The organism is Bradyrhizobium sp. USDA 3397 (assembly GCF_054060965.1).
Genome location: NZ_JBSSDS010000001.1, coordinates 7,046,726 through 7,073,347, shown reverse-complemented (window position 1 = coordinate 7,073,347; position 26,622 = coordinate 7,046,726). Strand labels below are relative to the sequence as shown.

Below are 26,622 nucleotides of genomic sequence, written 5' to 3'. Positions count from 1 at the left end.
CTGCAGCCGATAAATCACAGTTTCGCGACCACGTGCTGCGCCACAGGTAGCACGTTATCATGCACAGCCTCGCAGAAACAGCTTGGCAGCCATATACGCACGCCGCTCAATCTCATCGCGTGCGGGCGGCGGCGCATGGCCCAGCATCACGGCGCGCTGCGGCTGGAAGGCAAGCATGCCGAGCAGCATGCCGGCGGCGTCGGTGGCATTGTCGATTGAAATCAGGTCGCGTTCGGCTTGCGCCTTCAGCCAGTTCGCCAGGGTGCTCTCGGTGCGCTTGATCGCCTTGCTGTAGAACGTCTCGGCGATCTCGGGAAATTTGTCGCCTTCGCCGATGACCATGCGCTGCAGCCCTATAACGGCACCGTCGAGGATGAGTTCGCCGCAGGCGATCAGCGCCTCGCGCAGCGCAGCCTCGATGTCTCCGCCTTCGCATGCCCTGAGCCTCAGCCGCGAGACGAAGCGGTCGATCCCATCGGTGATGATAGCCTCGAACAGTGCTGCCTTGTTGGGGATCAGGCGATACAATGTCTTAGTGGATACGCCGGCGCTCCGCGCCACGCCTTCCATGCTGGTGGCCGCATACCCGGTCAAAGCGAATTCGCCCCGTGCCGCATCGAGAATGACGGCACGCGTTTCGTTATCCGGTCGTGTTTGCGGGCGGCCGCGGCCGCGCGGGCCCGGATCATCGCCCGGTACTCTCTTCTTCGTGATCGCCATGGGCCAGCCATGCCTTTCCATGATGCCTGTCATTCCATTGACAGTCCAAAGATAGAGTCTATTTTGGAAAATATCAAGTTTCCTAATTAAGGAGGGCCGCCATGAGCGCCCAAATCGCCACTCTCCAGCCTATTCAACAGCTTCCGGCTGAAGCCGCCGAAGCCAAGGCTCCAGCCCCTGCTCCCGCCCACGACCTCGTGGCGGAGCCCAAATCCACACGAAAGGGCGGGCTAAAACGCGCGTTCCTGGCCGGCGCCGCCGTCGCCTTGCTGGCCGCCGCATCCTGGTACGGCTGGGATTATTGGACGGTGGGCCGCTTCCTGGTCTCGACCGATGACGCCTATGTGAAGGCCGACAACACCACAATCGCTCCGAAGGTTTCGGGCTATCTCAACCAGGTGCTGGCCGGCGATAACCAGCATGTGAAGGCGGGCGAGGTGCTGGCGCGGATCGACGACCGCGACCTCAAGGTGGCGCTGGATCAGGCCAAAGCCGACGTCGCCGCCGCGGACGCGGCGGTCGAAAGCAAGCGCGCGCAGCTCGACGTGCACCAGGGCACAATCGATGCGGCGAAAGCAACGCTGGACGTCGACATCGCGGCGCAAGTCTTCACTGCCCAGGAGAACAAGCGCTACACCGATCTCGAGAAAACCGGTTATGGCAGCGTCCAGAACGCGCAGAACGCGCGGGCCCGGGACAACACCCAGATTGCTGCGATCGCCCGTGACAAGGCCAATTTGGCGTCCGCGCAAAAGCAGGTAGAACTGCTGAAGGCCGAACTGGCGCAGGCCATCGCCGCCGATGCGCGGGCCGCAGCGCTGCAGCGACAAGCCGAGCTCAATCTATCCTATACCACCATCACCGCGCCGATCGACGGCGTGGTCGGCAACCGCACGCTGCGCGTCGGCCAATTCGTGCAGGCCGGCACGCAATTGATGTCGCTGGTGCCGTCGAACGGCGCCTATGTCATCGCCAATTTCAAGGAGACCCAGCTCGGCCAGGTGCGCGCCGGCCAGCCTGTCGACATCGAGGTCGACATGTTCCCCGGCAAGGCCGTCCATGGCCATGTTGACAGCCTTGCTCCCGCCAGCGGCCAGGAATTCGCGCTGCTGCCGCCCGACAATGCCACCGGCAATTTCACCAAGATCGTGCAGCGTATCCCCGTGAAGATCCTGCTCGACGGCCATGACACCGATTTGCGGCCGGGCATGTCGGTCATTCCGCGCATCCAAACCAGGGCGCCCGAGGCGGTCGCCGCGCAGCCCGCGCGCCCTCGCCCCGCCACGTCGCAGATCGCTTCGAACAGGTGATGCCATGTCCAGTCTCACCCTCACCGGCCCCGAATCCGCCATACCCGCGCCCGCCCCGTTAACCACCCAACCCGACCGCGCCAGCGCCACCGTGTGGGTCGCCATCTTCGCCGCCATGATCGGCGCGTTCATGGCCATCCTCAACATCCAGATCACTAACGCCTCACTGCTCAACATCGAGGGCGGCATCGGCACCGGCGTCGACAACGGCTCCTGGATCTCGACTTCCTATCTGATCGGCGAGATCGTGGTGATTCCACTGACCGACTATCTCAGCCGGGTGTTTTCCTTCCGCAACATCATGCTGAGCTTCGCCAGCCTGTTCGCCGCCTTTTCGATCGCCTGCGCCTTCGCCACCGACCTGCCGACGATGATCACGTTCCGTGCGCTGCAGGGGTTTTTCGGCGGCGTGCTGATCCCGATGGCGTTCACGCTGGTCTTCACCAAGCTGCCGAAAGCGCAGCAGCCGATCGGCCTTTCGATGTTCTCGCTGGCGGTGACTTTTGCGCCGGCCATCGGCCCCACCATAGGCGGCTATCTCACCGAAAATTACGGCTGGCAAACCATCTTCTTCGTCAACGTCGTACCGACGGCGGTGATGGTGACCGCCCTTTATCTCACCCTTGAGCGCCAGCCGCTCAACCTCGGCCTGCTTCGCGAAGGCGACTGGCTCGGCATCGCTACGATGGCGGTCGGCTTGTCCGCGCTGCAGGCCGTGCTGGAGGAAGGCAACAAGAACGACTGGTTCGGCTCGCCCTTCATTGTGAAGCTGGCAATCGTTGCGGCTGTTAGTCTTGCGTTGTTCGTCGCCAACGAATTGCTGGTCGAAAAGCCGCTGCTGCGTCTGCGGCTGCTGACCCAACGCAATTTCGGGCTTGGCACGCTTGCCGCCGTCTTCATCGGTTTTGCGCTGTTCGGCTCGATCTATCTGCTGCCGGCCTATCTCGGCCAGGTGCAGCGCTACAATGCCGAGCAGATCGGCACCGTGCTGGCTTGGACCGGGCTGCCGCAGCTCCTGCTGATCCCGCTGGTTCCGAAGCTGATGGAGCGTTTCGACATCCGCTTCATCGCCTTTGCCGGCACCGCCCTCTTCGCGGCGAGCTCCTTCATGAACACGGCGATGTCACTCAACTACTCCGGCGACCAGCTCTTCGTCCCCAACATCGTCCGCGCCGTCGGCCAAGCGTTGTTGCTGACGCCGCTAAGCGCGATTTCCCTTGGCAGCGTGGCGCCGCAGGATGCAGCCGCCGCCTCGGGCATCGCCAACATGATGCGCAACCTCGGCGGCGCCATCGGCACGGCGATGCTGTCGACCATCGTGACCAAGCGCGAACAGTTCCATTCGAACATCATTGGCCAGGCCGTCGATCTTGGCCGGGAGGAAGTGCGCGAGCGGATCGCAACGATGACCGATTACTTCATGGCGCACGGGATGACCGATCCGGCGGGAGCCCGCCACCAAGCCATCATTGCGCTCGGCAAGACCGTCAAGCAGCAGGCGCTGGTCATGGGCTTTTCCGACACCTTCGCGGTGGTCGGAATCGTGCTGGTGCTGGCCGGCATCGCTCTCCTGCTAACTAGCAAGCCCAAAGGTGCGCCGGCAGGCGGGAGCCATTGAGAAGCGACAAAAACACGCCACCCTATCACAGACTTGAAATGAAGCCTCGTCAACCTTTTAGCTTGCGGCCTGCTTGCCATTCCCAGCGGCGTTTGGCTTGGTGGGTGCCTGCACGGACTCCTTTATCAGCAGCAGATCTTCCACGCCTGCTACGCATTACTGGTCGTTACCGCACCGAACCTATAGGATGGAGTTTCGGGCTATCTCTCCTAACCGATCGGTCAAGGCCAAAGGCAGCTCAAGTTCGTTACGTATCAACGCGCGACAGAATGAAGGACTGCCGGGCGGGCGATCTTTGAGCCCAGCGACCTGCTTGACTGTCAGCCTCGAAAACACACCCATTAGGCGACACCGAGCTCCGAAGACGCATTCACCCAGCTACTGATTGCATGAAATCGCGATCCTCTATTGGAAGCGCGGCCCGGGACCGAGTTGAGAATATCAGCAAGCCATGTCAAGCTCAGGTCACGCTCAGGGGCTACACCCCGGGGCTACACCAGAGACTTCTGGCGTGCAGAACGGCCTTATTTTACGGGGCCTTCTCGAAGCTGCCTTAAGGTGGCGGAGAGGGAGGGATTCCCGCTTAGATTGTAAGATTATTCTCTGAAATCAAAGACTTGGGACGACATCCCTCTCACCCCCGTGAACCATCTAGCGCGCCTGTCATCGCGGCTTCCTCCATGAGTCTTTACGACACCGGCTCCTTGCGACGAGGCGGAACGGGAGCGAAGCATCCAGCCTCCTGCCCGGCGGCTCGCCGCCCGCTACGCGGACTGAGGCGCCTACACGCACGATGGCATCGGCACTAGCGCGGTCGGACGCGCTAGAGGTCGTACGCCTACCCCCCCGTCCCATTGCCTCAACCGACTTGGCTGAGTTCATCGGTGCTGAATTCGTCTCTGTCGCAACCGCGCTGCTTACGAAGCGGTCGCGCGCCGGTTTGAATGCTAGTCCAACCTCCGCTGCGTCGGGACCGTCCGACTGAGCGATCATGTCGGTCGTGACGAGATTGGTCATTCTCAATTCTTCCCGAGACAGTTCATGCAGATCTTCCCAAGGCGGCACGTTCAGCGACAGCAACAACAGATCACCCGTGCCGCCCATATCGAAGGTGTATTTGGCGAGGCGCCCGATATCGCGTTCTACGATCATGAGATCATCTGCGCTGTAGTTCGCAGCTCGTGCATTGTAGGCGCGGTCGCCCATCCAGATCTGGTGCACCCGAACATGGGCAGTCTTCGGCACGTAACGCGTCTTGCCCGACAGAAGCAGGAACACGCACATCGATTCGCAATACGCGACGGGGGCCATGTGGGTAGAAGCCCCCTGCGCGGTATTGGTCCGGATGCTGGTGCCGACGGTGGTCAGCGCCCCGAGATTGCGCCAGCGCCGTCCGAGCGCGATTGCGTCGTTGACCGAACCGCCGCTGGAATCCAGCACGATGGTCGTGCCGCGGAGCTGTCGGCCACGCGCGAAATCATCGAAATCTCTTGGAGTACTGGCGGTCACGATGCCAACCGCGCTGACCCAGCCCCGGCAATTCGGCTGGCAATCGACCCAGCTGAACTTCATCGGCAGTTTGCGTGCTTCGAGGGGGACGTCGGCCTGCGCTGAACTGCTCAGCATAGCCACCAATGCGATGCAAAGGGCGGCGCCAATGAGCAGCATCCAACCTCGGATTTCCGCCCAACGAGCGCGATCCGATGCTAGTTCGGAGATGCGGGTGCGCTCCGAGAATTCGGCCCTCGGCGTTGTCGCCAGCTTGATCGAGCGCGAAGCGGCAAGCAGGAACAGGGGTATCACGAACATGATTGCGTGACCTCGACCGGCTATCGGGTGGGGTTAGCCGCATCACGACGGTCCTCATACACCGGCAACAGCTGATAGTGTCCGGCCGGCGCTAGGGATTGGGAATTGAATTTTAGCCAGGGCTGATGCTTGGCGCGCCATTTCGGGCCGGGGCCACGCATGTAGTGCAACTCGGGCCGATAGCTGTCGCGCACGTCCATGATCAGGTTGTGAACCATGCTGGCGAAGTCGGAAGCTGACTCAGCTGTCTTACGAGCGAAAACTGCCAGTGCAATTCGATCTATGATTCTCATGAACTCCCTCCCGTTGTGCCGCCGCTCGAGACATTGGCAGTCACAACCGAAGCATAGTCACGAGAAGTAGACCAAGCTATTGCACCGAGGTCGATCTCGTAGGGTACATAGTGCGAGAGGAGTACACTTAGGTTTAGGACCTCGTCGCACCTTGCTCGAGCAACACCGGTCGATCAGCCGGTGAAGTCGTTTATCCTCCAAGTGTGCTTGCGAGTTCGCAAAGACCCTGCCGAGCGACAGGTCACATCTTGCGCAACGGTGCACGACGCCCTGCGTGTGCGTTTGCGCTTGAGGAGTTTCCAAGTTTTGGCCATTTCGCTGCGCTGAAGATTTGGTCGATATCGAGTGCGTAGCGGACATGAGAACGCAACAATCCGGCCCTCATGGGTCACCCTAAACCAACGAATAGTTAGGCTCCATCCGATTTCGTAGTGTCAGCCTACCTCGGTATTGGGTAGCCATCCCACCGTGCAATGGCTTCGGCCGTCGCTGGGTGCTACGGATCAAAGTCAATGCTCTAAGACGGAATCCAGTGCAACGGAACCGGACCCACGAGCCGGCAGTTGCAAGACAAGGCCGGCGGCGTAGCGCCCGCCGGCCTTTTTCTTATTAGGCAGCGAGCTGAGCTTCTCGACATTGCGGTGATTTTGTGCCGTCACCTCGCGCGACGTTCATGACTCTGCGGCGCCCTGCCGACGCGCCTGGTTCGGCGACTTGTTCGCGAAGCTGGAGCCTCTCGTGAAGGCCTACGCCGTAGACGGTCGCTTGTGCCTCATTCCACCGGTGCAGTAGATCGCCGGGGGAACGACCCTTCGGGATTGGGATCTCGAAACCTCACCGCTCAGTCGGACAAGTGCGAAAGTCCCAGTGCGGTCCGCTGTGAGGTGCTTGGTCGGCTTTGGGCGTTACCATGCGAAGTCGAATCGAGCACCTCGACGGTCGCGGTGGCTCCGGCAACGAGTTCGCTTCGCTCGGCGCGGCCGAGCGCGATCCGGACCGGAACACGTTGGGCCAACCGCACCCAGTTGAACGTCGGATTGACGTTGGCGAGAAGGGTGGCGCCCGCGCTCCGATCCCGGTCTTCGATACCGGCCGCGACGCTATCCACCCTTCCGCGCAGCGCATGGTCGCTGCCCATCAGCCGCACATTCACGGAGTCGCCGATATGGATACGCCGCAGCTTGGTTTCCTCGAAATAGCCCTGGACGTGCAGCGTGTCGGAATCGAGCAGCGCCATCACACCCTTGCCGGGCGTGAGATAGGTGCCCGGACGCAGCTCCATGTTGGTGACGACACCATTAACGGAGGCGCGCACTTCGCTGCGCTCGAGGTTGAGCTTGGCGAGAGCAAGGTCCGCTGCGGCCTGGTCGTGGGCAGCCTGGGCCGAACCCTGGGTGGCGATGACCTGGTCCATCTTCTGCTTGGAGACCACGACGCCGGGCGTCAGTGCGCTGTAGCGCATCAGGTCGGCGTTAGCCTGCTCGAGCGAGGCGCCTTTGCCGAGCAACACCGCCTCGGCTTGCTTCAGCGCGATCTCATACCGCGCCCGATCGATTCGGAACAGCACGTCGCCGCGCTTGACCTGCTGGTTGTCCTTGACGAGGACTTCAGTGACGAAGCCGGAGACATCGGGAGCAATCGGAACCACGTCGGCGCGAACGTGACCATCACGAGTCCAGGGCGCTTCAAAATAATAATCCCACAGCTTGTAGCCGGCCCAGAGCGCGGCAAGCGCCATGACACCGGTGAGCGTGAAGCGACGTAGCGAATTTAGAAGGGCTTTCATGACACCAATTCCTTGACGACGTTCGGCGGGGGCGCGCCACCATCGCTGACTTCTCGATCCCGACGGCGCTTGGCGGCTTCGAAGCCGTGCATGCCGGTCTGCCATTGCAGGCCAACAATTGTCCCTTTCACAGGCTGCAACAAAAAGGCTGCGGCAAGCCCGGTAACGGGCATCCAGATCAGCAATTGAAGCCAGACGGGAGGCGAATAGGCCATCTCGACGGCAAGGAGTGCCGGCACGACAAGATGGCCGACGATAGCGATGACCAGATAGGCTGGAAGGTCGTCTGCGCGTTGCGACGTGTAGTCCTCGCCGCAAATCTCGCAGCTGTCGACCACCTTCAGAAAGCGGCCAAACAGATGTCCCTGACCGCAGTTCGGGCACTTCATCGTGAACCCGCGCCATAACGCCTTGGGGAATGAAACCGGGGCGTTCATGAGAAAAACTCCTTGGAAGCGTAGACGAAGCTGGTGACGATGCAGACATAAACGGCGAAATCGAACAGCGCGGGATGCCAGACGTGGCGATAGAGGCCGACGCGGCCCATCACCTTGCTCACGCCGCGGGCGAGGACATAGGCCAGCACGCTCCAGAGCAGGAGGCTCGGAACCAGGACGCCGAACAGATCAAGTTCGTATTTCATGCGGCGATTGTCCTGTGTTCGATTTCCAGCGGTTGATAGGCCGGCGATTCCGGGAACAGCCCGGGACGAATGCCGGCGAGACCCATCAGCACCTCATCGCGACCTTCGAGCGACGGGTCCTGCAACGTGAGTGCGATCGTGCTGTCGAGCTGTTGCACCAGTCCATCGGGAAGCGGCCCCGCGGTATGAGTCCTGGCGAGCAACGCAAGACGAGCAAGGAACGCTTCGATGGCTGCTCTGGTATGGCGTGACAGGCCAAAGCTCGCCCGCCTGACATCGAGGATATTGAACGCCGTCCGCAGCTGGCGAAGATTGGCGGCGTCACTCCTTGCCTCGGCGGGAACCACGGTGATCCGGGCGGCAAGGAGGGCGAGGCGATGCTGCATGAGACTGGCAAGCGCGAGGCGATCCTGGTCCGACCTGCGTTCAGCGACCGCGGCGAGCGTTGTCCAGTTGCTGCGAAGCAATCGGCCGGCGCTCCAGTTGGCCCCGAGCAGGCGAACGATGCTGGAGATGACGCCCGTGAGCGTGACCCCCACCATCAGCGCGATACTGGAGTTGGCATAGGACGAGAAATCGGCCGAGTATGTCTCGGTCAGCGCCAGCTGCACCGAAAGGTAGATGGCAAGGATTGAGCCGAGGCGCGCGGTCGCAGGCCGTGCAGCCATCCAGCCGAACAACAGAAAAGCCGGCGCGAGTGCGGCAATCAGCATCTCAAGGGTCGTGATCGGTGGCAATAAGCCGAACAGGTAGATTCCATGGATGGCGATAACGACCAGGAATAGTCCGTAAAAATTGCGGAAAGCTGGGAGCGGATCGTCCAGGCCCGCCAAAAAGCTGCCGACGACAGCAGCGAAAAGCGGAGCCGCAACGCCGTCCGGCCAGCCGGTGGCAATCGAGAAGGCGCAGCAGCCCAGAATGGAAAGCGCCACGGACGCGGCCGATAGCAGCGCGAGCCCGTGGTCCCGGTGCGGGACGGCGAACGTCAGCGTATTAGGCATGAAGGCGAGTTTGAGCAAATCCGGATTGCGATCCTCGGCGATTGCCTCGCGCAGAAGCTGGCAGTCCTGCATGGTGTCCACGAGGTTGCGTAGCCTGACAACGAGGCCGGCGACCGTGATATCGATCCAGCCGGCAGCCGTATTCAGCGCCGGCCGTATCTGGTCGAGCGCCGCGCGCAGCGCATCGGCTTCCAGTCCGTCGCGGCCGCCCGCTTCCAGCCACCGTGCGGTCCTTTGGCAGATTTCAGCAACATGCGTTGCCGCTTCCTCGTTGGAGGCGAGCGCGAGCTTGCGGTCCTCAATCGAGCCGAGCAGTGGCAGCAGCGACAGCATGTGCTGCCGGAGCCGGCGCAAGCCGTCCGCGATATTCGAGGAACGGACGGCCTCATAGCCGAGGTGCCGCCCGAGCTGGTCGATTTCCGACGCCACCGCGGCAAGACGTATACGCTCAGCGTCGCGCTCCTGGTTGCTGCCACGACCGGTGAGGACATCGACGCCGAGCCGGCGCGCGCCGGCCAGCCAGGCATCCGCCTGTGCGGTCACCGCAGAAGCGACGCTGCGCGGTAGCACGAGCATCGCGACGACACTCGCGCAGATAAGTCCGAGTATGATTTCCTGGACGCGGGAGACGACGATGTCGAATGTTGCTTGTGGCATCGACAGAACCGGGAACCCCAACAGCGCGACGGTATAGCCGGCCAGCATGAACACGTAGCTGCGTGGGGTGCCGTCGATCAGCGAGAGGTAGAGGCAAATCCCAACCCACAGCGCGATGGCAAGGCTGAGCAATTCCGGCGCGTTGACGAGGTTGGGGACCAAGATAATGGTCCCCGCCGCGCCAATCAGTGTTCCCGTAATGCGATAGACGGCTTTTGAGTTGGTCGCACCGGTCAGCTGGTTGGAGGCGATGTAGACCGAAGCCATCGCCCAATATGGACGCGGCATATCCAGAAGAAGCGCGATCGAGAACGCCAGCATTGCTGCTGCAAACGTCTTCAGTGAAAAGACGAGAGCAGCGTATCGAACCCAAAATGACGAAGGCTGGCTCATGACAGTCCCTTACCCGAGGTAGCCAGAAACACCGTCCCACAATAATTTCAGCGCCGTCACGACAAGCAATCCGTAGCAAGCTCGATAGATCTGGCGCTAGTCCAGCCTTCCGTGAAGTCGCCAGCAGATGTGCACCTTCGGAAGAAACATCATGGGTGCTGGACCCCCGCGGCGACGTTGGCGACGAAGCTGTAGCCACGTCCAGGAACATTGATGATGAATCGATTTCCGTCTCGCCCGTCACGCAGCGTGCGACGCAATGCAGAAACATGGACACTGAGATTGGCTGGTTCGACAAAGATGTTGGGCCACACGCGGGCCAATAATTCTTGCTTAGTGATCAACTCGCCGGGGCGTTCCACCAAGGCAACGAGGATTTCCAGAGCACGGCTTCCCAGCTGCACTGGCTTATCGCACTCCAGCAGGAGAAACTGTGACGGAAGCAAGCGAAACGGTCCGAATGAAATCTCGGTCGGTACAGCGCGCTCTGGTCCAGTTCGTTGCTCAGCGAATGGTTGGTCTGGATGCGGACTTCGGTCTACTTGAATCGAGCGAGCTGCCGGCGTTGGATGATGTTGTACCGGCGCTGGCCGGGGCGGATGCCGGTACGCTGCACTCAATGCTGATGCGCGCATAATAACCTCGCCTGCCTTTGGAAGAGCCGCAGCAGAAATCGATCTTCTTGAACCGCAATGTGATGGATTTAGTTCTGGCGAGCTATTGCACGCGGGTTGCACGCAACCGAACAGTAGGGCGGTCCCATGTAAACCTAAATTTACGGGATACAGCGCGTGCGCCCGTCAACTGGCGACAACGACCTGACTGTCATGCGATCAACCGATCCCACAGGGCTTAAGTCTGCGCCTTATCGGGCACAAGTTTTAGCCTGTCGACCATTCGGCCCAGCTCCGGAAGTGAGCCGGCCTTCATCTTCTGCATCGCCCGGCTGCGGTGAACCTTCACCGTGGCTTCGGCAATGCCGATATCGTGGGCAATCTGTTTGCTAAGGCGGCCGCGGGCGACCTGAATCATGATCTCGCGCTCCCTGGGACTAAGGGAGGCGAAGCGTTCCTTAAGAGCGGCCAGGTCCTTCTCGTTCTCACGGCGTGTGCGGTCGCGAGATAGACCAAGCTGAACGGCATCGAGGAGATCCTGATCTCGAAACGGTTTGGTCAGAAACTCGATGGCACCTCCCTTCATCGCTTGCACGGACATCGGGATATCGCCATGCCCCGTGACGAAAATAATCGGGAGATCTCTGCTTCCAGCAGCAAGCTCTCGCTGCAAGTCCAAACCGCTTTGCCCAGGCAATCTGACGTCGAGAACCAGGCAAGTGGGCCCGTCCGGTGGATCGGATTTGAAAAAGTCATCAATGGAGGCAAATAACTGAACGTTGTGACCGAGCGATCTCAACAACCGTCCGATGGAGGCGCGAACGTTTGGATCATCGTCGATGACCAGGACCGTGGAGGTTGCGTCAGACATCGCGGCCACTCGGATAAACGCAAATCGGGCCTATGCCCTTGGGTTCGCAAGGGTTCGGCCGCTTAGTTCTAATTGCAATCCATTGACCTGAACAGCCCCCTTCCCCGCAGCCACCGCCAGATTACCCGTCATGACCCCCCTTCGAGCATCCATTGTCCAAAGCGCTGTTGATTGTTAGCAGAAGGCCGAGCTGCTGGTGGCTCGATAGCGGACCTTGCTCGGTTCGTTTTGACTTTTGCGCCGATGGTCGGAAACGAGGGCGATCAAGCGAGAGGTGGGGACAGGGTTTCCAATTTGGGGGGCCGACGCCTAAGCTAGTTCCCAATCATTAGACCACGTACTGCTCCTGGTCTGCCAGTGCTGCGGCGCGAGCCAGCGCTTTGGCAGCATCGTCGCGCGACGCTTTTTCAGCTCGTCTGTGGTAGTCCTCGGCAAGCGCTTTGAGCTGACTTTCAACGACGGCGTCAGTCATGGTTTGCGCAGCGCTGAGTAGAGTCTGTGCGGTCTTTAAGTATTGTTTGCCTCGTTGTGAAATCTGGAACGTCATGATGGCCTCCCGTAATTTGCCGCGTTCAAAGTGATGGTAGCTTTGCTCCAGCCCACCCATTCTAGATCACGTTCATGGCGTGCTCTGAAGTCATCGACGCACCTCTTAGAGCAAAGCGGGCTTTGCCACGAGTAGTGGCGGACCAGTCCAAACTGGCCATCGCAGACTGCGCATCGCGGGGTTCTGCGAGATTCAACGCTGTCGGAGCGACTAAGCATTTTATTCTCTCCTGTCTCTATCGCAGCTTTGCCGATGCATGCACTTAAAGCGGTCCCGACGGGCGGCTCAATTGGCCGCGGGTTGACGTGGGCCCTGCCCGCGAGGCATGGCTTGATACGAAGGTTTACCGCACTGGTCCGGGAGCGTCAGGGACACACGAGTCACAACGTGTCAGCCCGCGCAAGAGCAGAGTATAAACTAAAGCTTAGGCGACACCGGCATTGCGCCGGTGCCATTCTTGACCCACTTCAGGCAACTCCATGCGCAATCCAATGCGGGCGACGAAAGTGTCGCGCCTGACTTCGTAGCGTTCAAGCGAGCTGCCACAGGCTGCATGATGAAAAAGGCGTTGATTTCAATCGTTGAAGATGACCAGTTCTTTCGTGAGTCCATGCAGAGGCTCATGAGATCCCTGGGCTATATGGTTGACGTATTTTCGTCGGCAGCGGAGTTCCTTGCGTCGCCCCGTGTCAACGAAACAGCCTGCCTGATAGCCGATGTGCACATGCCTGCGATGACGGGGCTCGAACTTCAACGGCGCCTTGTCGAGATGGGTCGTCCGATTCCCGCGATCCTCGTGACCGCCTATCCCAATGACGTTGACCGTGCCCGCGCCATTGGCGACGGGGCCGTGTGTTATCTTCGCAAGCCAGTTAATGAACATGACTTAGTGCAGTGCCTTCGTACCGCTCTTTCCCCTAGAAGCTCCTGAGGAGACCGTTCATGAGCTTGCTTTCATGCCGGGCAAGGTAAACTGAAATACGGCGCCACGAGGCTCGTTGGCACCTGCCCACAGCCGACCCCCGTGAGCATTGATGATTGACCGGCAGATCGAGAGCCCCATTCCCGTTCCATTTGGCTTCGTGGTGTAAAAGGCTTCGAAAAGGCGTTCCAACTGCGTCGGATCGATGCCTGGTCCGGAATCTCGCACGACGAAGAGGACATCGCTGTGATCCTGTTTGGTGCTGATCAACAGCTCTCGAACGCCTGTCTCAACCGTACCCAACGCTTCGACCGCGTTCAGAATCAGGTTCAAGACAACTTGTTGCAATTGCACTCGATCCCCATAAACATGAGATAATTGATCAGCAAGCTGAGTCTGAACCGAAACGCTATTTCTGATGATTGCGCTTCGTGCCAACACGATCATCTCGGATACCGCCGCATTAAGATCAAAGTGATGCTTTTGCGGAGGTACTTTCCTTACCTGATCACGGATTCGGCCAATGATGTTCCCGGCTCGATCGGAATCGTCCACGACGCAGCCGAGCGCCTCCCTGACTTCACGCAGGTCCGGCGGTATCTGGTCGAGAAAGTTTATGGCTGCACGAGCATTGTTTCGTGCACTGGCAATCGGTTGCGTGATTTCGTGGGACAGCGTGGCGGCCAATTCTCCCATCATGCTCACCCGGTTCACGTGGGCGAAATCCGCCTGCATCTGTTGCAATCGGGCCAGCGCCTGCGTGCGATCCTCAATGTCAGTCAGCAAGACATACCAACAGCTGACACCACCCGAGTTCTCGCGAACCGGAATGCCGCGAATGTCAAACCACCGATATTGACCGTCGAAGCGACGTAATCGGGCTTCGCATTGGTACGGAATACCCTCGGCGATCGATCTTCCAAACACGTCGGCGAGATGTGGAAGGTCTTCTGGATATATGATTCCGTTTACAGCCCATTGCTTCAGCCCTTCCAACGTTTCACCGCAATAGTCGACAATCTGGCGGTTGATGGCCTCGACATCGCCGTCTGGCGCCAGAATGGCAATAAAGCCAGGTATTCCATCGATTACGGACCTCAAACGCTGTTCGCTTTCACGCAGCGCTTCTATCGCTCTCTTGCGAGCTGTCATGTCTCGTGTGACCCCAAGCTGCACGATTGACCCATCGCTCGTTCGCAGGGGAGCGGCGTGGGTTTCCATGTGCCAGCGAACGCCCTGCGCGTTGAGTAGGTCGAATTCCAGAAAGCCTCGCTGTCCCGCACAGACCCTTTCGTGAAACTCGCGATATAGCTTCTGGTGCTCCGGCGCGACGAAATCAAAAAACCTCTGTCCAACCACGGCGTCTGCGGACGGCACACCTGCCATTTCCGCGCCGGCCGCATTCGTGAGCAACACGGTGCCATCGCGAGCGACCAGTTTCACGCATTCTGGCGTCGTTTCCACGATAGCGCGAAAACTTTCCTCGCTCCATTTTACCGCTTCTTCAGCCCGCTTGCGCTCGCTCAGATCCAGCACGAAGGCGACGCCCTCGTTGCCGCCGCGTTCGAACAGTGCGGCACCGATCAACACGGGAACGCGGCTGCCGTCTTTCCGGAAATACTCCTTCTCGAACGGCTGAACGGATCCAATTGAGTTCAATTCCGCCTGGGTGCGCATGTCCCGTTCATGCCATTCCGGCGGACTCAGCTCGGTCCAGCGCACGCGTCCCGAAACCAGATCCTCGCGGTCGTATCCCAGGATACGGAGAAACGCATCATTGGCCTCGACGATTCGACCTTCACGGTCGGCAACGAAAATCCCAATGATGTTGGCGTCTACAAGACGCCGAATCTTTCCTTCGCGATCTGCAAGGTCGCGATAGAGCCGCGTATTCTCCAGCGAAATTGCCGCCTGTGATGCGAGCACCTTTAGCATCGAAATCCGCGCAGGCGTGAAAGCGCGCGGCGTAAGATTGTTTTCAATATAGAGAACGCCGATGAGCTTTCTCTGGTTGATTAATGGCAAGCAGAGAATAGAACGAGCGCGACGCGCAACGATGTAGGGATCGGCATTAAACGGATTCTGAGATGACGAAGCATCGTCGAGAATTACGGCTTCTCTCGTACACATTGCATGACGAATGAGGGATTCCGGTAACTCGCCTAAAACGTGAGTAGCGCGCTCCGACAAGTGCACAACTATTGTCTCTCCACTCGCGATGGCTTCCGCATCGATCTGCAGCCCATCACTTTGCGGTGAAATCAAAAGACCCCGTTCGCCACCAGCATGCTCGATGGCCCTCCGCATCAACTTGTCGATGAGCTTTTCCAAGACGAACTCGCCTGACAGCGCTTGCGACACATCGATCATCGTCGCAAGATGTTTCGTTGCTGCCTGGTTCTGAAGCGATAGCAGAGTCGTGATGGTGATGGCCGCGAGGCTCATAAGTGCGCGCAGGGCAGGCGAGGCGACGGAACTCAGATCGTGCGAAAGCAGATATGCGGTTATCGTCAGCACGACACACCCGCAGGCGGCGATAATGATATCATTGCGGCGAGTGGTTTTCGCGGCAAGCAGAATTGCGACGACGTAGAGCACGGCGACGGCGCCCTCCAACGGAGTGAGGACGTCAACGAGGAAGACCGCAAGGGCGAGCATTGCCGAGGAGAGCCGCAATGCGGTGTGGCTCATGGATGAACTCTTGCCCTGATCATGTGCAGCTATGCGAATTGGCATTGTCGTCACTCCTGACGCTCCGGTACCGCGAAAGATCGTCTCGGCACCCGGCCTGACTCCTGCTCATAGTGGGCGCAAGAGCCAGCGCTGGAGCAGGAGACGTGTTGGCCGGGCGATACCCCGAGCACGATGCAGGCGACCATGAACAGCGACCGGTCGCGGCATTGCAATAATTCGTTCCTAATCGTCCGAACCGTCGGTAACCCGGTCGCGACGGATCCTCTTCCGTAGGCTGAACGATCAGGATCTCGCGCTTCTTGCCTTTGACGTCCGATTACGAGCAATGGCAGAACACGCGTTCGCCGTCCGCCCACAGTTTCCGAGAATCGTCATCAAAATACGACGCGCTCCCCAAATACTGCACCATCCTTTAGCTCCGGCACCGGGCTTTTAAATTCAGCTCGGCATGCAAGCCCCACAGGCACCCGCGGTCCGTCTCCTTCGGAAATCTTAGCGCATTTCCGAAGAAATGGCAGCCGTCCGTTGACGTCGGCTGAGCCGGCGCGTGCGTACTCCGCCCCCTCCCTTTGCAACGATTTGTCATGATTTGTCGCGCTTCACTCGCCCGGGAGAGCGCCAGGTGCCAATTAGAGCGCGCAGATCGGCAGACAAAAAACACGGAGACTCGCATGACGACCGCCATCGCGCTCAAGCCTTCGGTTACACGGAAGCAGCTTCCGCCGCCGAACGGCGATTTCTATCAAATCACGGAGACATTGAATGCCGATGAGCAGGCGCTCCTCAAGAAGGTACGCAACTTCATGGAGACGAAGGTTGCGCCCATCATCAACAAATACTGGGTTGAAGACGCTTTCCCGTTCGAGCTGATCGAACCTCTGAAGGAGCTCAATATCGGCGGCGTCGGTATCGATGGTTACGGCTACAAACGTGCCAGCGACAAGTTCCACGGAATGCTGAGCATGGAGATGACCCGGATCGACGCGTCGTTTGCGACATTCTTTGGCGTCCACATCGGCCTTTCCATGGGCACGATCAATCTGTTGGGCTCCGAGGAGCAGAAGCAGAAGTGGCTTCCGCCAATGGCGCGCCTGGAGAAGATCGGATGCTTCGGCCTGACCGAGCCGCTGGTCGGCTCCGGGACCGGCGGGGGCCTCACCACGACGGCCAAGCGCGACGGCGACACCTGGATCCTCAACGGCCAGAAGAAGTGGATCGGCAACGCACCCTGGTGCGACGTCTCGATCATTTGGGCGCGCGACGTCGAGGACAACCAGGTCAAGGGCTTCATCGTTGAGAACAAGACGACGCCCGGCTTCAGCGTCGAGAAGATCGAAAACAAGATGGCTCTCAAGGTGGTCCAGAACGGCTTGATCACCATGACCAACTGCCGGGTTCCGGAAGCGAACCGCCTACAGAAGGCCAATTCGTTCCGCGACACTGCGCACGTGCTGCGCCTGACCCGGTCCGGCGTCGGCTGGATGGCGACCGGATTGCAGATGGGCGCTTACGAGGCCGCGCTCAAATACACGCAGGAGCGCTTGCAGTTCGGCAAGCCGATCGCCGCATTCCAGTTGGTTCAGGATCTCATCGCCAGGATGCTCGCCAACGTGACGGCGTGCCAATCGATGATGCTGCGACTCGCCGAGATTGAGGAAGAAGGCAAGCTTCTTGACCAGCATGCCTCGCTCGCCAAGGCATTCACGACGGCGCGGATGCGCGAAACAGTCGCCTGGGCGCGTGAGGTGCACGGCGGCAACGGCATCATCGTCGACAACAATGTCGGACGCTTATTCGCCGACGCCGAAGCGCTCTATTCCTACGAGGGCACCTTCCAGATGCAGAACCTGATCGTCGGCAAGTCCGTCACTGGGTTCAGCGCCTTCGTGTGAGGTCGCCGGCGGGCCGGCATTTCCCATGCCGGCCCGTCAGTCAGTCAGGAGCAATCAACATGACATTGGCAACAGCAACAATTCCGCAATCACCCTCGGTTGCACCTACCGTTTCGTCAACGGCGACGATGACGCTCGCGAACGTTCTCTACGAGAAACGTGGTGCAATCGCTTACGTGACGGTCAATCGGCCCAAGGTGCTGAACGCCCTGAACTCGGCGACCTGGCAGGACCTGCGGACCGCCTTCGAGGATGCGCAGAATGATCCGGCCGTACGCGGCGTCATTCTGACAGGCGCTGGCGACAAAGCCTTCATCGCCGGCGCTGACATCAGCGACCTCGCACAGGCCAGCGCGATCGATGGCGAACGGGCGAGCCGCCGTGGGCAGCAGGTGCTCGATCTCATCGAGAATCTCGGCAAGCCGGTGGTCGCTGCGATCAACGGCTTTGCGTTGGGCGGCGGCTGCGAGACGGCGATGGCCTGCGCCATCCGGATCGCGGTGGAGCGTGCGAAATTTGGCCAGCCGGAGGTGAAGCTCGGATTGCTTCCCGGCGGCGGCGGCACCCAGCGGCTGCCGCGGCTGGTCGGCAAAGGCCGCGCTCTTCAGCTCATTTTGTCGGGCGGAATCATCGACGCGCAGGAAGCTCACCGCATCGGACTTGTCAACGAGATCGTTCCCGCCGCTGACCTTATCCCGCGTTCGGAAGCGATTCTAAATGAAATCGCTACCAACGCGCCGCTCGCCGTCAGATATGCGCTCGACGCCGTCAACAAGGGGATGGAGATGAGCCAGACCGAAGGTCTCGCCCTCGAAGCCTCCTATTTCGGACTGTGCGCCGGAACGGAGGACAAGAAGGAAGGCACGTCGGCATTCCTCCAGAAGCGCTCAGCGCAATTTCACGGTCGCTGACCTCGGTCGAGTTTCGGTCAGCACGAGAGTCACACGTCAACCCAGGAGCCATCAATGGCAAGCGACAATATCTTCTCAGGACTGAAGGTCGTGGATCTGTCGAGCTTCATCGCGGGCCCGAGCGCCGCCGTGATCTTGTCCGACTTCGGTGCCGACGTCATCAAGGTCGAGCCGCCCCACGGCGACCCGTGGCGACACGGGCACAAGACGCCGATTCAACCGCAATCCCAGGATCCTTATCAGTGGCATCTTGCCAACCGCAATAAGCGCAGCATTACGCTTGATCTCAAGTCATCGGCCGCGCAGCAGGTCCTGTTCGAGCTCGTCAACTGGGCCGACGTGTTCGTCGTCAATACGCCGCACCATGCGCGAAAGAAGTTGAAGCTCGAATATGACGACGTCGCGGGATGGAATCCGCGTCTGATCTACGCCGATCTCACCGGCTTCGGCGAGAAAGGTCCGGATGCCAATCTGCCCGGCTTCGACCTCACCTCATATTGGGCACGCAGTGGTCTGCTATCGCTGACGCGTGACGCTGGCGCGCCGCCCACCTGGCCGGTGAGCGGCAGCGGCGACAATGCCACGGCTGTCGGCCTCTATTCGGCGATCGTCACCGCCCTTTACCGGCGCGAGCGGACCGGTAAAGGCGCGTATGTCACGACGTCGCTGCTTGCCGAGGGCGTGTGGTCCGCGAGCGTATCGATTCAGGCAGCTCTCGCGGGCGCCAAATTTCCTCCAATGCACGACCGCACTCATCCCGTCAGTGCCGCGACGAACGTCTATCGCGCCGCCGATGGAATCTGGTTTGTTCTCATCATCACGCCGGACAAGTTTGCGGCCGTCGTGAATGCAATCGGCCGCGCGGACCTGCTGACCGATCCGCGCTTCTCCGAACCGGCGCAGCTTGTCGCGAACATGCCACAGCTCACGGCCATCTTTGACGAGGTATTTGGTGCTCAGGCCATGGCGCATTGGCATTCGGTTTTCGCCGGAGTGAACGTCACCTTTGGCGAGGTCCGCGGACCTCAGGAAGTGATCGACGACCCGCAGCTGAGGGCAAACGAGATCGTCGTTCCGCTCGAAGGCGCGGGTGCCAAGATGACCTCGACGATCAGCAGTCCGATCCAGGTGCATGGCGTCGCGAAGGTTCCGGCCCGGCGCGCGCCCGCCTTGGGCGAGCATACCACGGAGATCCTCGGAGAGCTCGGCTTCGACGCCAGGAGCATCGAGAGCCTGCGCGAGGACGGCGCCATCCCGCAGACAGAAAAACACGTGGCGGCGTAGACGCAGCGCCAAACACCAGCAAGGAAGCAAGCAATGAGTGTACGCGAGGCTACGAGAACAAGGGAGCGGTCGAATACCGACCGCTCCGGCCGGCTGTTTCTCCTCGACCTGAGCGGAGGGCATGTTCTCTCCCTGGATCCGGACGGGTCAAACCGCAAAGTCATTGCGAGCGGTTGCCCGCATCCCGATGGCGTGGTCGTCGACGTCGCCGCCGGTCACGTCTACTGGACCAATATGGGCGTCCCCAGCGCGAACGATGGTTCGATCGAGCGCGCCGACCTCGACGGAAAGAATCGCAGGTTCATCGTCCCGCCTGGCGGCACCTATACGCCGAAACAGATCCATCTCGATAAGGCGAACGGCAAGCTTTATTGGTCCGATCGCGAGGGGATGCGGGTTATGCGCGCAAACCTCGACGGTTCGCAGGTCGAAATCCTCGTCCAGGCCGGAGAAGGCGAAGCAGATCGCCGCGACCAGACGCGCTGGTGCGTGGGAATCGCGGTCGATCCCAAACGAGGTCAGATCTACTGGACGCAAAAGGGCGGAGACAACGCCGAAGTCGGGCGCATTCTGCGTGCCGGGATCGACATTCCGAAGGGCGAAACAGCGATCAATCGCAGCGACATCGACGTTTTCTTCAACGGTCTTCCCGAGCCGATCGATCTCGAGATCGATCTCGAACATCGCATCCTTTACTGGACCGATCGCGGCAATCCCCCGCGCGGCAACACGGTGAACCGCACGCCCATCGACGCGAAGCCCGCGCAGGAAGTGGCGGAGATCGTGGTCTCGGACCTTATGGAAGGCATTGGAATCGCGCTGGACGTTCCGGGCAATCGCATGTTCGTGACCGACCTCGCCGGCTCGCTCTATGTCGCCAAGCTCGATGGAACGAACAAGCGGACGGTGCTCGGAGCTCAAGGCAATCTTACCGGCATCGCCTACACCGAAATCTAACAGCATTGATCGGAGAACAACATGACTGACATCAAGACGATTCGTCGTATCGCCGTGATCGGCACCGGCGTGATCGGCGCCAGTTGGGCCGCGCAGTTCCTCGCCCAGGGACTACAGGTCGTCGCGACGGATGTCGCGCCGGGCGCAGAGATCGCATTGCGGAGATTCGTGAAGGCGGCCTGGCCGGCGCTGGAACGGCTCGGCCTCTCGCCCGGCGCTTCGCAGTCGAACCTGAAGTTCACTGCCAACCTTGCGGAGGCGTTGGCGGGCGCCGACCTCGTCCAGGAAAACGGGCCGGAACGGCTTGACTTCAAGCAGAGGCTGTACAAGCAGCTCGACGAGCTGCTGCCGCCGGACGTAATCATCGCGTCGAGCTCGTCCGGGATCAAGATGAGCGACATCCAAAGGGGCGCTGCATTGCATCCGGAGCGTTGCGTGATCGGTCACCCCTTCAATCCGCCGCACCTGATCCCACTGGTTGAGGTCGTCGGCGGGACCAAGACCTCGGAAGAAATCATCCAGCGCGCGATCGCGTTCTACAAGTCGATCGGCAAAAAGGCGATCCGCCTCAACAAGGAAATGCCGGGCCATGTCGCCAACCGCCTGCAGGGCGCACTGGCCCGTGAGGTTTACTACCTCATTGCCGAGGATGTCCTGAGCGCTGCGGACGTCGACGACGCCTTGTCCTGGGGTCCCGGTCTGCGCTGGGGCATCATGGGCAACATGATGCTTAATCACCTCGGCGGCGGCCCTGGCGGCATCGAGCACTTTTTCCAGCAGTTTGCCGGCCCAATGACGACTTCGTGGAAGAGCCTCGGCTCGCCGGTGCTCACCCCGGAGATCCAGAAGAAGCTCGTCGACGGCGTCCACGCTGAGGTCGGATCGCGTACCATCGAGGAGCTCGAAGCCGAGCGGGACGAGCTTCTGCTCGGCCTCCTGGAGCTGCGCGCCAAGCGTGCACAAAGCGGCGACTCGCAGCATGACGATGACTTATTTGGCGCCTCGCCTTCGTTTTTGTGACAGCAACCATCAGCCAAGGAGAAAATTGCCATGCCCACGATCACAACGAAAGACGGTGTCGAGATTTTCTACAAGGACTGGGGCAAGGGGCAGCCGATCGTGTTCAGTCATGGATGGCCTTTGTCGTCTGACGACTGGGACGCGCAGATGCTGTTCCTCCTCGATCACGGCTACCGCGTCATCGCCCATGATCGACGCGGCCATGGCCGCTCTGCCCAAGTGGCCGACGGACACGATATGGATCACTACGCCGACGATCTTGCGGCGCTGACGGCGCATCTCGATTTGAAGAGCGCCATCCACGTCGGCCATTCCACGGGCGGGGGCGAGGTGGTGCGTTACCTCTCTCGACACGGCGAAAGCAGGACGGCAAGGGCCGTGCTTGTCGCTGCGGTGCCGCCGTTGATGGTGAAGACCCCGGCAAATCCCGGCGGACTGCCGAAAGATGTGTTCGACGGTTTCCAGGTGCAGGTCGCGACCAATCGCTCGCAGTTCTACCGCGACCTCGCGGCCGGTCCGTTCTACGGCTACAACCGGCCGGGCGCCAAGCCATCCGAGGCGGTGATCCAAAACTGGTGGCGGCAAGGTATGACCGGCGGCGCCAAGGCGCACTTTGACGGCATCGTCGCCTTCTCCCAGACCGATTTCACCGAAGATCTCAAGAAGATCGGCATCCCCGTCCTGGTGATGCACGGCGACGACGATCAAATTGTCCCGTACGCGGATTCGGGCCCATTGTCTGCAAAGCTTCTGAAGAACGGTGTGCTGAAGACCTACAAGGGCTTCCCGCACGGCATGCCAACGACAGAGGCAGCCACGATTAATGCCGACCTTCTAGCGTTCTTCAGAAGCTAGGCTAGAGGTGGCGTCTTGCCACCTTCGCCCGCATCTTAGCAGGCGTCAGGCGGCGACCGGGCGCCGACAGGGATTCAAAGGGCCAGCCTGCAACCGTGCCGCCGGCTCGCTGTACTCCCGTTCTCTCTCGACGGCGTCGAACTGGGTGCGGGAGTCACCGCAAACCGTCGAGGTATTTGGAGATTACGAGCCTTCCTCGCCATACGCCAAGGTTTAGGTGGCGAAACCATAGCCGCATCCTGAGCGACTCGCGTGCAATGGGAAGAATGAGCGATAGGCTCTAAGTTTCTTCGCAAGAACTCGTTCCTGCGGAGTTAATACCATGAGGAGAATTGCTCTTCTCGTCGCCTCTGCCGTGATCAATGCATCCACGATTCCTGCAGTTGCGTCGGAATGCATGTCACCCAGCGATCTCGACGCTTCGCGCGCGCGCCGGGCGACGCTGCTTAGTCAAACAGCTAATGTCGAGCGAGAGAAGATTTGTCGCGCCTACGCTACCTCATTCTATGAATCCGTATTGCTGCGGCAGGCCGCTGCAAGATGCGCCGGCGCCGAGCGGAATCTCGCTCTGCTCGATTCCGAGATCAACGCCATCAATGAACTGATGTCGACGAAATGCGGCGGTTGAGCCCCACTTCTTACCGGCAATAGCAATAGGTGCAGACATGATCCTCTTCCCACTCATGACCAGCTGGATATGGCTCCATATCATTACAGCGTCTTCGTTTTTCTCCTTTGCTCGGCCGGCTCACGAGACCTGAGACAGCGACATCTCGATGCGACCTGTCCAATTTGAGGGAGACTGAACATGACCCAGCTATATTTCCACTGCACCAACGCAGAGGAAGTTTTGGTCGATCACCATGGCGCCGTAGTCGACGATCTCGCTGAGGCGCGTGATCACGCGGCTAATGTCGTACGATCCCTCACTGCAGCGGGCGGCCCCGAAGATTGGCGCAGTTGGGTCCTGCACGTCAACGACGACCTCGGCGAAGAGCTCTTCATCGTCCCCTTCGCTTTCGTGCTCGGCAAGCCACATTGAGTGACCGCTGAAGTCCGTGACCGATGGTGCTGTTTAGCCGGTCCGAGTTTGATATTGGGGAGAAAATGCCTTGGACGAATTACTGACGAGCGTTCTGGACGTCCATGGCGGCCTGGACCGTTGGTGCAGACGCGCTATCGGACAAAATGGCGTCGTGCAGGGGCCGAGATCGCCTGTGTCTTGAAATCATCGCGCAATGTCAGGCTGGCACTCCTTGTCCGGCGCAATCAACAGAGCGAATAACCTCGCAATCAGTCCCACGAGCGACGCAAAACAGATGTCGTGCGGGCTATCCCGGAGTTCGTACTCGACGATCAGGGAGTCAGGCGATTTGCTCGGAGCTATCGGAACCAAAAAGGAACGACCTGATCCACCTTAACGACCGAACGCTGGATATTATACACGGAGCAATCGACGAGGTGCGCATCATTCCGTTTGGGCGACGGGCCAGCATCCGCATTTGCGACGATTTGCCGGGATTTAGATCGTTTCACTCGCTCCGACACTCCTTGGCGCATAGCTTTGAATCGCAGAGATAAGAGCTTCGCAAGTGTTTAGTACCCGTCCCTTCTTGTCCCCACGCCAAAATGCGGCCGGTCCTTCCCCCGAGGACCGGTCGTTCCCCTTCACCGAGACTGATGACGGCGCTGATCAAATGGATATGGGGTTCTTCAATCCTGGGGTGCGGGAAGTCCTAATCGTTGCCAATGGAGGCTGTCATGAGTGAACATGTCAAAAGAGAGATTTCCGACGGCGTAATGACGCTGACCTTGCAGCGTCCGGACAAGAAAAATGCGCTTAGCGGAGCGATGTATAACGCATTGTCGGATGCGGTTCGACAAGCCGACGTAGACGATTCAGTCCGCGTCGTCTTGTTCCAGGGCGACGGCGACAGCTTCACTGCCGGAAATGATATGGCGGACTTCGCACGCCAGGCCGGAGCCGACAATTCCGCTGAGAGTCCCGTCCGTCGCTTCATCGGAGCCATCAGCAACGCGAGCAAGCCGCTGGTCGCCGCCGTCCAAGGCAATGCTGTCGGCATCGGCACGACCATGCTTCTGCATTGCGATCTCGTCTATCTCGCAGACAATGCGCGGCTGATCACGCCGTTCGTCAAGCTCGCGCTGGTCCCAGAAGCGGCTTCGAGCTGGCTGTTACCGCTACGGATCGGTCACGTTCGCGCCTACGCCATGTTTGCGCTGGGCGAGCCGATGGAAGCGGCAGCGGCGCTTGCTTGCGGCCTGGCGAATGCGGTGGTGCCACAGGGTGAACTTCGCAAGAAGGCGCGTGACGCAGCGCTCACACTTTCGAGATTGCCCGGCGGCTCGCTTAGCCAAACCAAGAGACTGATGCGCGATTATCAGCGGATCGCGGCGCAAGCCACTGAAGAAGGGCGATTGTTCAAGGAGCAGCTGAAGACCGCGGAGGCACGCGAGGCGTTTGCCGCATTCGCCGAACGCAGGCCTCCTGATTTCGCGAGGCTATCCACCTGAGGCCGCTGACGCTGCGATGTCGTTGAAACCTCGAATGGACCTGACCTGGGTCCGCTGAATAATTGGATGCAATGCCATGAACATCTTTTCACGTCGCCAGATACTGGCTGCCAGCGGCGGAGGCCTCCTGGCGACAACTGCACTTAGCAATGCGCATGCCGCCGACCCGTCGAAGTTCAAGCCGGGGGACGGGGGATTTGCACGACAAGCAGTCGAGCTGCCGCCGGGCGAGAAGGTCGCCTACCACGATCCCAAGGACGTGGCTGCTCTTCCCGATTTCCACTTCTCGCTCGACGGTAGTGTTCCAAAGGTGACCTCGGGCGGCTGGGCGAAAGAGGCTACCGTCCACCAATTTCCCATCAGCAAGGGGATCGCTGGTGTCCACATGTTCCTCGAGCCGGGCGCATCGCGCGAGCTGCACTGGCACGCCATCGCAGCCGAATGGGCCTTTGTCATCGATGGCCGCTGCCAGACGGTGGTTCTCGATCCGTCGGGCGCGAGCGAGATCAACAACTACGGACCGGGCGATCTCTGGTATTTCCCCAAGGGCCATGGTCACTCGATCCAGACCATCGGCGACAAGCCGTGTCACTTCATCCTGTCCTTCGATAACGGCGCCTTTTCCGAGCACGGCACATTCTCGATCACGGACTGGATCGATGTGACGCCCAAGGACCTGCTGGCCCTCAATTTCGGCGTATCAAAGGACATCTTCGACGCCTTCCCCAAGGGCGAGACCTACATCCAGGCCGGGCCAGTGCTGCCCGCTTCCGAAGCCCTCGACGCGCCGTGGCCCAAGGAGTCGACGCACAAGTTCAGCCTGCTGCGCGACAATCGGGCCGTGCGCGACTTCGATGGCGGCTCCTTCCGGCTCGCCACGGTCGACGAGTGGCCGGTCTCCAAGACGATGTCGGGCGGCGTCATGATCATCAAGCCGGGCGCCATGAAGCAGCTGCACTGGAACGTGAACGCCAACGAATGGCACTATTATCTGCGAGGCAAAGCGCAGGTAGCGCTGTTCGGCTCAGGTGGTCGCGGCAAGGTAGCAGAGTTCAAGCCGGGAGATGTTGCCTACATTCCGCAGGGCTTTGGACACGCGGTCAAGAACGTCGGCGATGACGATCTCGAGATCGTACAGACCTGGGACAACGGCAAGTTCGAAGAAATCGACCTCACCAAATGGGTGCAGTCGAGCCCGCGTTACCTTCTGGGCAACAACCTTTCCGGCGTGCCCGAAACAACGATTTCGAAGCTCAAGCAGACATAGTTGAGTCAGGACGCGCCTTATCG

The 26,622-nt window shown here is 60.1% G+C and carries 25 protein-coding genes and 3 pseudogenes; 14 read left to right on the top strand and 14 right to left on the bottom strand.

Translation table 11 applies throughout. The features are described 5' to 3' along the window. Positions 1-57 precede the first annotated feature (57 nt). The gene (locus ACVWYQ_RS32755) at positions 58-753 is read right to left on the bottom strand and encodes a TetR/AcrR family transcriptional regulator (RefSeq protein ID WP_456726919.1); all 696 of its coding nucleotides are present in this window, start codon (positions 751-753) and stop codon (positions 58-60) included. A gap of 68 nt (positions 754-821) precedes the next feature. Between ACVWYQ_RS32755 and ACVWYQ_RS32750 the strand changes: the two genes are divergently transcribed. Both ACVWYQ_RS32750 and ACVWYQ_RS32745 read left to right on the top strand, forming a co-directional pair. Continuing rightward, positions 822-2,030 (top strand): HlyD family secretion protein, encoded by a 1,209-nt coding sequence (locus ACVWYQ_RS32750; RefSeq protein ID WP_456726918.1) that lies wholly within the window; start codon positions 822-824, stop codon positions 2,028-2,030. A 4-nt stretch (positions 2,031-2,034) separates the two neighbouring features. Then, a complete protein-coding gene (locus ACVWYQ_RS32745) occupies positions 2,035-3,648 on the top strand; it encodes a DHA2 family efflux MFS transporter permease subunit (protein ID WP_456726917.1) in 1,614 nt (537 codons plus the stop codon). A 663-nt stretch (positions 3,649-4,311) separates the two neighbouring features. Here ACVWYQ_RS32745 and ACVWYQ_RS32740 read toward each other — a convergent pair. From ACVWYQ_RS32740 to ACVWYQ_RS32705, 8 genes and pseudogenes are all read right to left on the bottom strand, one after another. Further along, positions 4,312-5,457 carry a hypothetical protein gene (locus ACVWYQ_RS32740; protein WP_456726916.1) on the bottom strand — a complete coding sequence of 382 codons (1,146 nt, stop codon included), beginning with the start codon at positions 5,455-5,457 and terminating at the stop codon, positions 4,312-4,314. A gap of 20 nt (positions 5,458-5,477) precedes the next feature. After that, complete coding sequence (locus tag ACVWYQ_RS32735; RefSeq protein WP_456726915.1) at positions 5,478-5,750, bottom strand: hypothetical protein; 273 nt, start codon at positions 5,748-5,750, stop codon at positions 5,478-5,480. A gap of 841 nt (positions 5,751-6,591) precedes the next feature. Then, positions 6,592-7,536 (bottom strand): efflux RND transporter periplasmic adaptor subunit, encoded by a 945-nt coding sequence (locus tag ACVWYQ_RS32730; protein ID WP_456726914.1) that lies wholly within the window; start codon positions 7,534-7,536, stop codon positions 6,592-6,594. Beyond that, complete coding sequence (locus ACVWYQ_RS32725) at positions 7,533-7,973, bottom strand: DUF983 domain-containing protein (RefSeq protein ID WP_456726913.1); 441 nt, start codon at positions 7,971-7,973, stop codon at positions 7,533-7,535. Before ACVWYQ_RS32725 ends, ACVWYQ_RS32730 begins: the two co-directional genes overlap by 4 nt. After that, the gene (locus ACVWYQ_RS32720) at positions 7,970-8,179 is read right to left on the bottom strand and encodes a DUF1656 domain-containing protein (protein WP_456726912.1); all 210 of its coding nucleotides are present in this window, start codon (positions 8,177-8,179) and stop codon (positions 7,970-7,972) included. Before ACVWYQ_RS32720 ends, ACVWYQ_RS32725 begins: the two co-directional genes overlap by 4 nt. Further along, a complete protein-coding gene (locus ACVWYQ_RS32715) occupies positions 8,176-10,230 on the bottom strand; it encodes an FUSC family protein (RefSeq protein ID WP_456726911.1) in 2,055 nt (684 codons plus the stop codon). The genes ACVWYQ_RS32720 and ACVWYQ_RS32715 overlap by 4 nt, the downstream gene beginning before the upstream one ends. Before the next feature lie 9 nt (positions 10,231-10,239). Next, positions 10,240-10,365: pseudogene (locus ACVWYQ_RS32710) on the bottom strand (sulfite exporter TauE/SafE family protein); the annotation flags it as partial. A gap of 14 nt (positions 10,366-10,379) precedes the next feature. Continuing rightward, on the bottom strand, positions 10,380-10,634 hold the full coding sequence (locus tag ACVWYQ_RS32705) for a winged helix-turn-helix domain-containing protein (RefSeq protein WP_456726910.1): 255 nt from the start codon (positions 10,632-10,634) through the stop codon (positions 10,380-10,382). Between the two features lie 29 nt (positions 10,635-10,663). Here ACVWYQ_RS32705 and ACVWYQ_RS32700 point away from each other — a divergent pair, with 29 nt between their 5' ends. Next, positions 10,664-10,867: a hypothetical protein gene (locus tag ACVWYQ_RS32700; RefSeq protein ID WP_456726909.1), complete on the top strand. Its 204-nt coding sequence runs from the start codon at positions 10,664-10,666 to the stop codon at positions 10,865-10,867. Positions 10,868-11,082: 215 nt separating this feature from the next. Here the strand turns inward: ACVWYQ_RS32700 and ACVWYQ_RS32695 are convergent, their stop codons facing one another. Beyond that, positions 11,083-11,715: a response regulator transcription factor gene (locus ACVWYQ_RS32695; RefSeq protein ID WP_456726908.1), complete on the bottom strand. Its 633-nt coding sequence runs from the start codon at positions 11,713-11,715 to the stop codon at positions 11,083-11,085. 328 nt (positions 11,716-12,043) lie between these two features. Beyond that, positions 12,044-12,262 carry a hypothetical protein gene (locus tag ACVWYQ_RS32690; protein WP_456726907.1) on the bottom strand — a complete coding sequence of 73 codons (219 nt, stop codon included), beginning with the start codon at positions 12,260-12,262 and terminating at the stop codon, positions 12,044-12,046. A gap of 457 nt (positions 12,263-12,719) precedes the next feature. Here ACVWYQ_RS32690 and ACVWYQ_RS32685 point away from each other — a divergent pair, with 457 nt between their 5' ends. Next, positions 12,720-13,193: a response regulator transcription factor gene (locus ACVWYQ_RS32685; protein WP_456726906.1), complete on the top strand. Its 474-nt coding sequence runs from the start codon at positions 12,720-12,722 to the stop codon at positions 13,191-13,193. 9 nt (positions 13,194-13,202) lie between these two features. Here the strand turns inward: ACVWYQ_RS32685 and ACVWYQ_RS32680 are convergent, their stop codons facing one another. The 3 genes and pseudogenes from ACVWYQ_RS32680 to ACVWYQ_RS32670 all read right to left on the bottom strand — a co-directional run. Further along, positions 13,203-13,631, bottom strand: a complete 429-nt coding sequence (locus tag ACVWYQ_RS32680) for a sensor histidine kinase (RefSeq protein WP_456727228.1) — start codon at positions 13,629-13,631, stop codon at positions 13,203-13,205. Positions 13,632-13,940: 309 nt separating this feature from the next. Continuing rightward, positions 13,941-14,291: pseudogene (locus tag ACVWYQ_RS32675) on the bottom strand (PAS domain-containing protein); the annotation flags it as partial. A gap of 24 nt (positions 14,292-14,315) precedes the next feature. Next, positions 14,316-15,563 (bottom strand): annotated as a pseudogene (locus tag ACVWYQ_RS32670) (PAS domain S-box protein); the annotation flags it as partial. 986 nt (positions 15,564-16,549) lie between these two features. Here ACVWYQ_RS32670 and ACVWYQ_RS32665 point away from each other — a divergent pair. From ACVWYQ_RS32665 to ACVWYQ_RS32620, 10 genes are all read left to right on the top strand, one after another. Further along, positions 16,550-17,770: an acyl-CoA dehydrogenase family protein gene (locus ACVWYQ_RS32665; protein WP_456726905.1), complete on the top strand. Its 1,221-nt coding sequence runs from the start codon at positions 16,550-16,552 to the stop codon at positions 17,768-17,770. Between the two features lie 128 nt (positions 17,771-17,898). Continuing rightward, the gene (locus ACVWYQ_RS32660) at positions 17,899-18,681 is read left to right on the top strand and encodes an enoyl-CoA hydratase-related protein (RefSeq protein ID WP_456726904.1); all 783 of its coding nucleotides are present in this window, start codon (positions 17,899-17,901) and stop codon (positions 18,679-18,681) included. A 54-nt stretch (positions 18,682-18,735) separates the two neighbouring features. After that, the gene (locus ACVWYQ_RS32655; protein WP_456726903.1) at positions 18,736-19,965 is read left to right on the top strand and encodes a CaiB/BaiF CoA transferase family protein; all 1,230 of its coding nucleotides are present in this window, start codon (positions 18,736-18,738) and stop codon (positions 19,963-19,965) included. Between the two features lie 33 nt (positions 19,966-19,998). Continuing rightward, complete coding sequence (locus ACVWYQ_RS32650) at positions 19,999-20,922, top strand: 3-hydroxyacyl-CoA dehydrogenase (RefSeq protein ID WP_456726902.1); 924 nt, start codon at positions 19,999-20,001, stop codon at positions 20,920-20,922. A gap of 54 nt (positions 20,923-20,976) precedes the next feature. Beyond that, the gene (locus ACVWYQ_RS32645) at positions 20,977-21,942 is read left to right on the top strand and encodes a 3-hydroxyacyl-CoA dehydrogenase NAD-binding domain-containing protein (protein ID WP_456726901.1); all 966 of its coding nucleotides are present in this window, start codon (positions 20,977-20,979) and stop codon (positions 21,940-21,942) included. A gap of 30 nt (positions 21,943-21,972) precedes the next feature. Continuing rightward, on the top strand, positions 21,973-22,797 hold the full coding sequence (locus tag ACVWYQ_RS32640; RefSeq protein ID WP_456726900.1) for an alpha/beta fold hydrolase: 825 nt from the start codon (positions 21,973-21,975) through the stop codon (positions 22,795-22,797). Between the two features lie 322 nt (positions 22,798-23,119). Continuing rightward, on the top strand, positions 23,120-23,425 hold the full coding sequence (locus tag ACVWYQ_RS32635; protein WP_456726899.1) for a hypothetical protein: 306 nt from the start codon (positions 23,120-23,122) through the stop codon (positions 23,423-23,425). Positions 23,426-23,605: 180 nt separating this feature from the next. Continuing rightward, complete coding sequence (locus ACVWYQ_RS32630; RefSeq protein WP_456726898.1) at positions 23,606-23,839, top strand: DUF6894 family protein; 234 nt, start codon at positions 23,606-23,608, stop codon at positions 23,837-23,839. Between the two features lie 719 nt (positions 23,840-24,558). Continuing rightward, entirely contained in the window at positions 24,559-25,332 is a 774-nt protein-coding gene (locus ACVWYQ_RS32625; protein WP_456727227.1) for an enoyl-CoA hydratase-related protein, read from the top strand. 76 nt (positions 25,333-25,408) lie between these two features. Continuing rightward, a complete protein-coding gene (locus tag ACVWYQ_RS32620; RefSeq protein WP_456726897.1) occupies positions 25,409-26,599 on the top strand; it encodes a cupin domain-containing protein in 1,191 nt (396 codons plus the stop codon). The last annotated feature ends 23 nt before the right edge of the window (positions 26,600-26,622 follow it).

Excerpts from the sequence above, each read along its gene's own strand:
- ACVWYQ_RS32755 (WP_456726919.1), bottom strand. The coding sequence starts at position 753 with ATGACAGGCATCATGGAAAGGCATGGCTGGCCCATGGCGATCACGAAG.
- ACVWYQ_RS32750 (WP_456726918.1), top strand. The coding sequence starts at position 822 with ATGAGCGCCCAAATCGCCACTCTCCAGCCTATTCAACAGCTTCCGGCT.
- ACVWYQ_RS32745 (WP_456726917.1), top strand. The coding sequence starts at position 2,035 with ATGTCCAGTCTCACCCTCACCGGCCCCGAATCCGCCATACCCGCGCCC.
- ACVWYQ_RS32740 (WP_456726916.1), bottom strand. The coding sequence starts at position 5,457 with ATGTTCGTGATACCCCTGTTCCTGCTTGCCGCTTCGCGCTCGATCAAG.
- ACVWYQ_RS32735 (WP_456726915.1), bottom strand. The coding sequence starts at position 5,750 with ATGAGAATCATAGATCGAATTGCACTGGCAGTTTTCGCTCGTAAGACA.
- ACVWYQ_RS32730 (WP_456726914.1), bottom strand. The coding sequence starts at position 7,536 with ATGAAAGCCCTTCTAAATTCGCTACGTCGCTTCACGCTCACCGGTGTC.
- ACVWYQ_RS32725 (WP_456726913.1), bottom strand. The coding sequence starts at position 7,973 with ATGAACGCCCCGGTTTCATTCCCCAAGGCGTTATGGCGCGGGTTCACG.
- ACVWYQ_RS32720 (WP_456726912.1), bottom strand. The coding sequence starts at position 8,179 with ATGAAATACGAACTTGATCTGTTCGGCGTCCTGGTTCCGAGCCTCCTG.
- ACVWYQ_RS32715 (WP_456726911.1), bottom strand. The coding sequence starts at position 10,230 with ATGAGCCAGCCTTCGTCATTTTGGGTTCGATACGCTGCTCTCGTCTTT.
- ACVWYQ_RS32695 (WP_456726908.1), bottom strand. The coding sequence starts at position 11,715 with ATGTCTGACGCAACCTCCACGGTCCTGGTCATCGACGATGATCCAAAC.
- ACVWYQ_RS32690 (WP_456726907.1), bottom strand. The coding sequence starts at position 12,262 with ATGACGTTCCAGATTTCACAACGAGGCAAACAATACTTAAAGACCGCA.
- ACVWYQ_RS32680 (WP_456727228.1), bottom strand. The coding sequence starts at position 13,631 with ATGATCGTGTTGGCACGAAGCGCAATCATCAGAAATAGCGTTTCGGTT.
- ACVWYQ_RS32665 (WP_456726905.1), top strand. The coding sequence starts at position 16,550 with ATGACGACCGCCATCGCGCTCAAGCCTTCGGTTACACGGAAGCAGCTT.
- ACVWYQ_RS32660 (WP_456726904.1), top strand. The coding sequence starts at position 17,899 with ATGACGCTCGCGAACGTTCTCTACGAGAAACGTGGTGCAATCGCTTAC.
- ACVWYQ_RS32655 (WP_456726903.1), top strand. The coding sequence starts at position 18,736 with ATGGCAAGCGACAATATCTTCTCAGGACTGAAGGTCGTGGATCTGTCG.
- ACVWYQ_RS32650 (WP_456726902.1), top strand. The coding sequence starts at position 19,999 with ATGAGTGTACGCGAGGCTACGAGAACAAGGGAGCGGTCGAATACCGAC.
- ACVWYQ_RS32640 (WP_456726900.1), top strand. The coding sequence starts at position 21,973 with ATGCCCACGATCACAACGAAAGACGGTGTCGAGATTTTCTACAAGGAC.
- ACVWYQ_RS32635 (WP_456726899.1), top strand. The coding sequence starts at position 23,120 with ATGAGGAGAATTGCTCTTCTCGTCGCCTCTGCCGTGATCAATGCATCC.
- ACVWYQ_RS32630 (WP_456726898.1), top strand. The coding sequence starts at position 23,606 with ATGACCCAGCTATATTTCCACTGCACCAACGCAGAGGAAGTTTTGGTC.
- ACVWYQ_RS32625 (WP_456727227.1), top strand. The coding sequence starts at position 24,559 with ATGAGTGAACATGTCAAAAGAGAGATTTCCGACGGCGTAATGACGCTG.
- ACVWYQ_RS32620 (WP_456726897.1), top strand. The coding sequence starts at position 25,409 with ATGAACATCTTTTCACGTCGCCAGATACTGGCTGCCAGCGGCGGAGGC.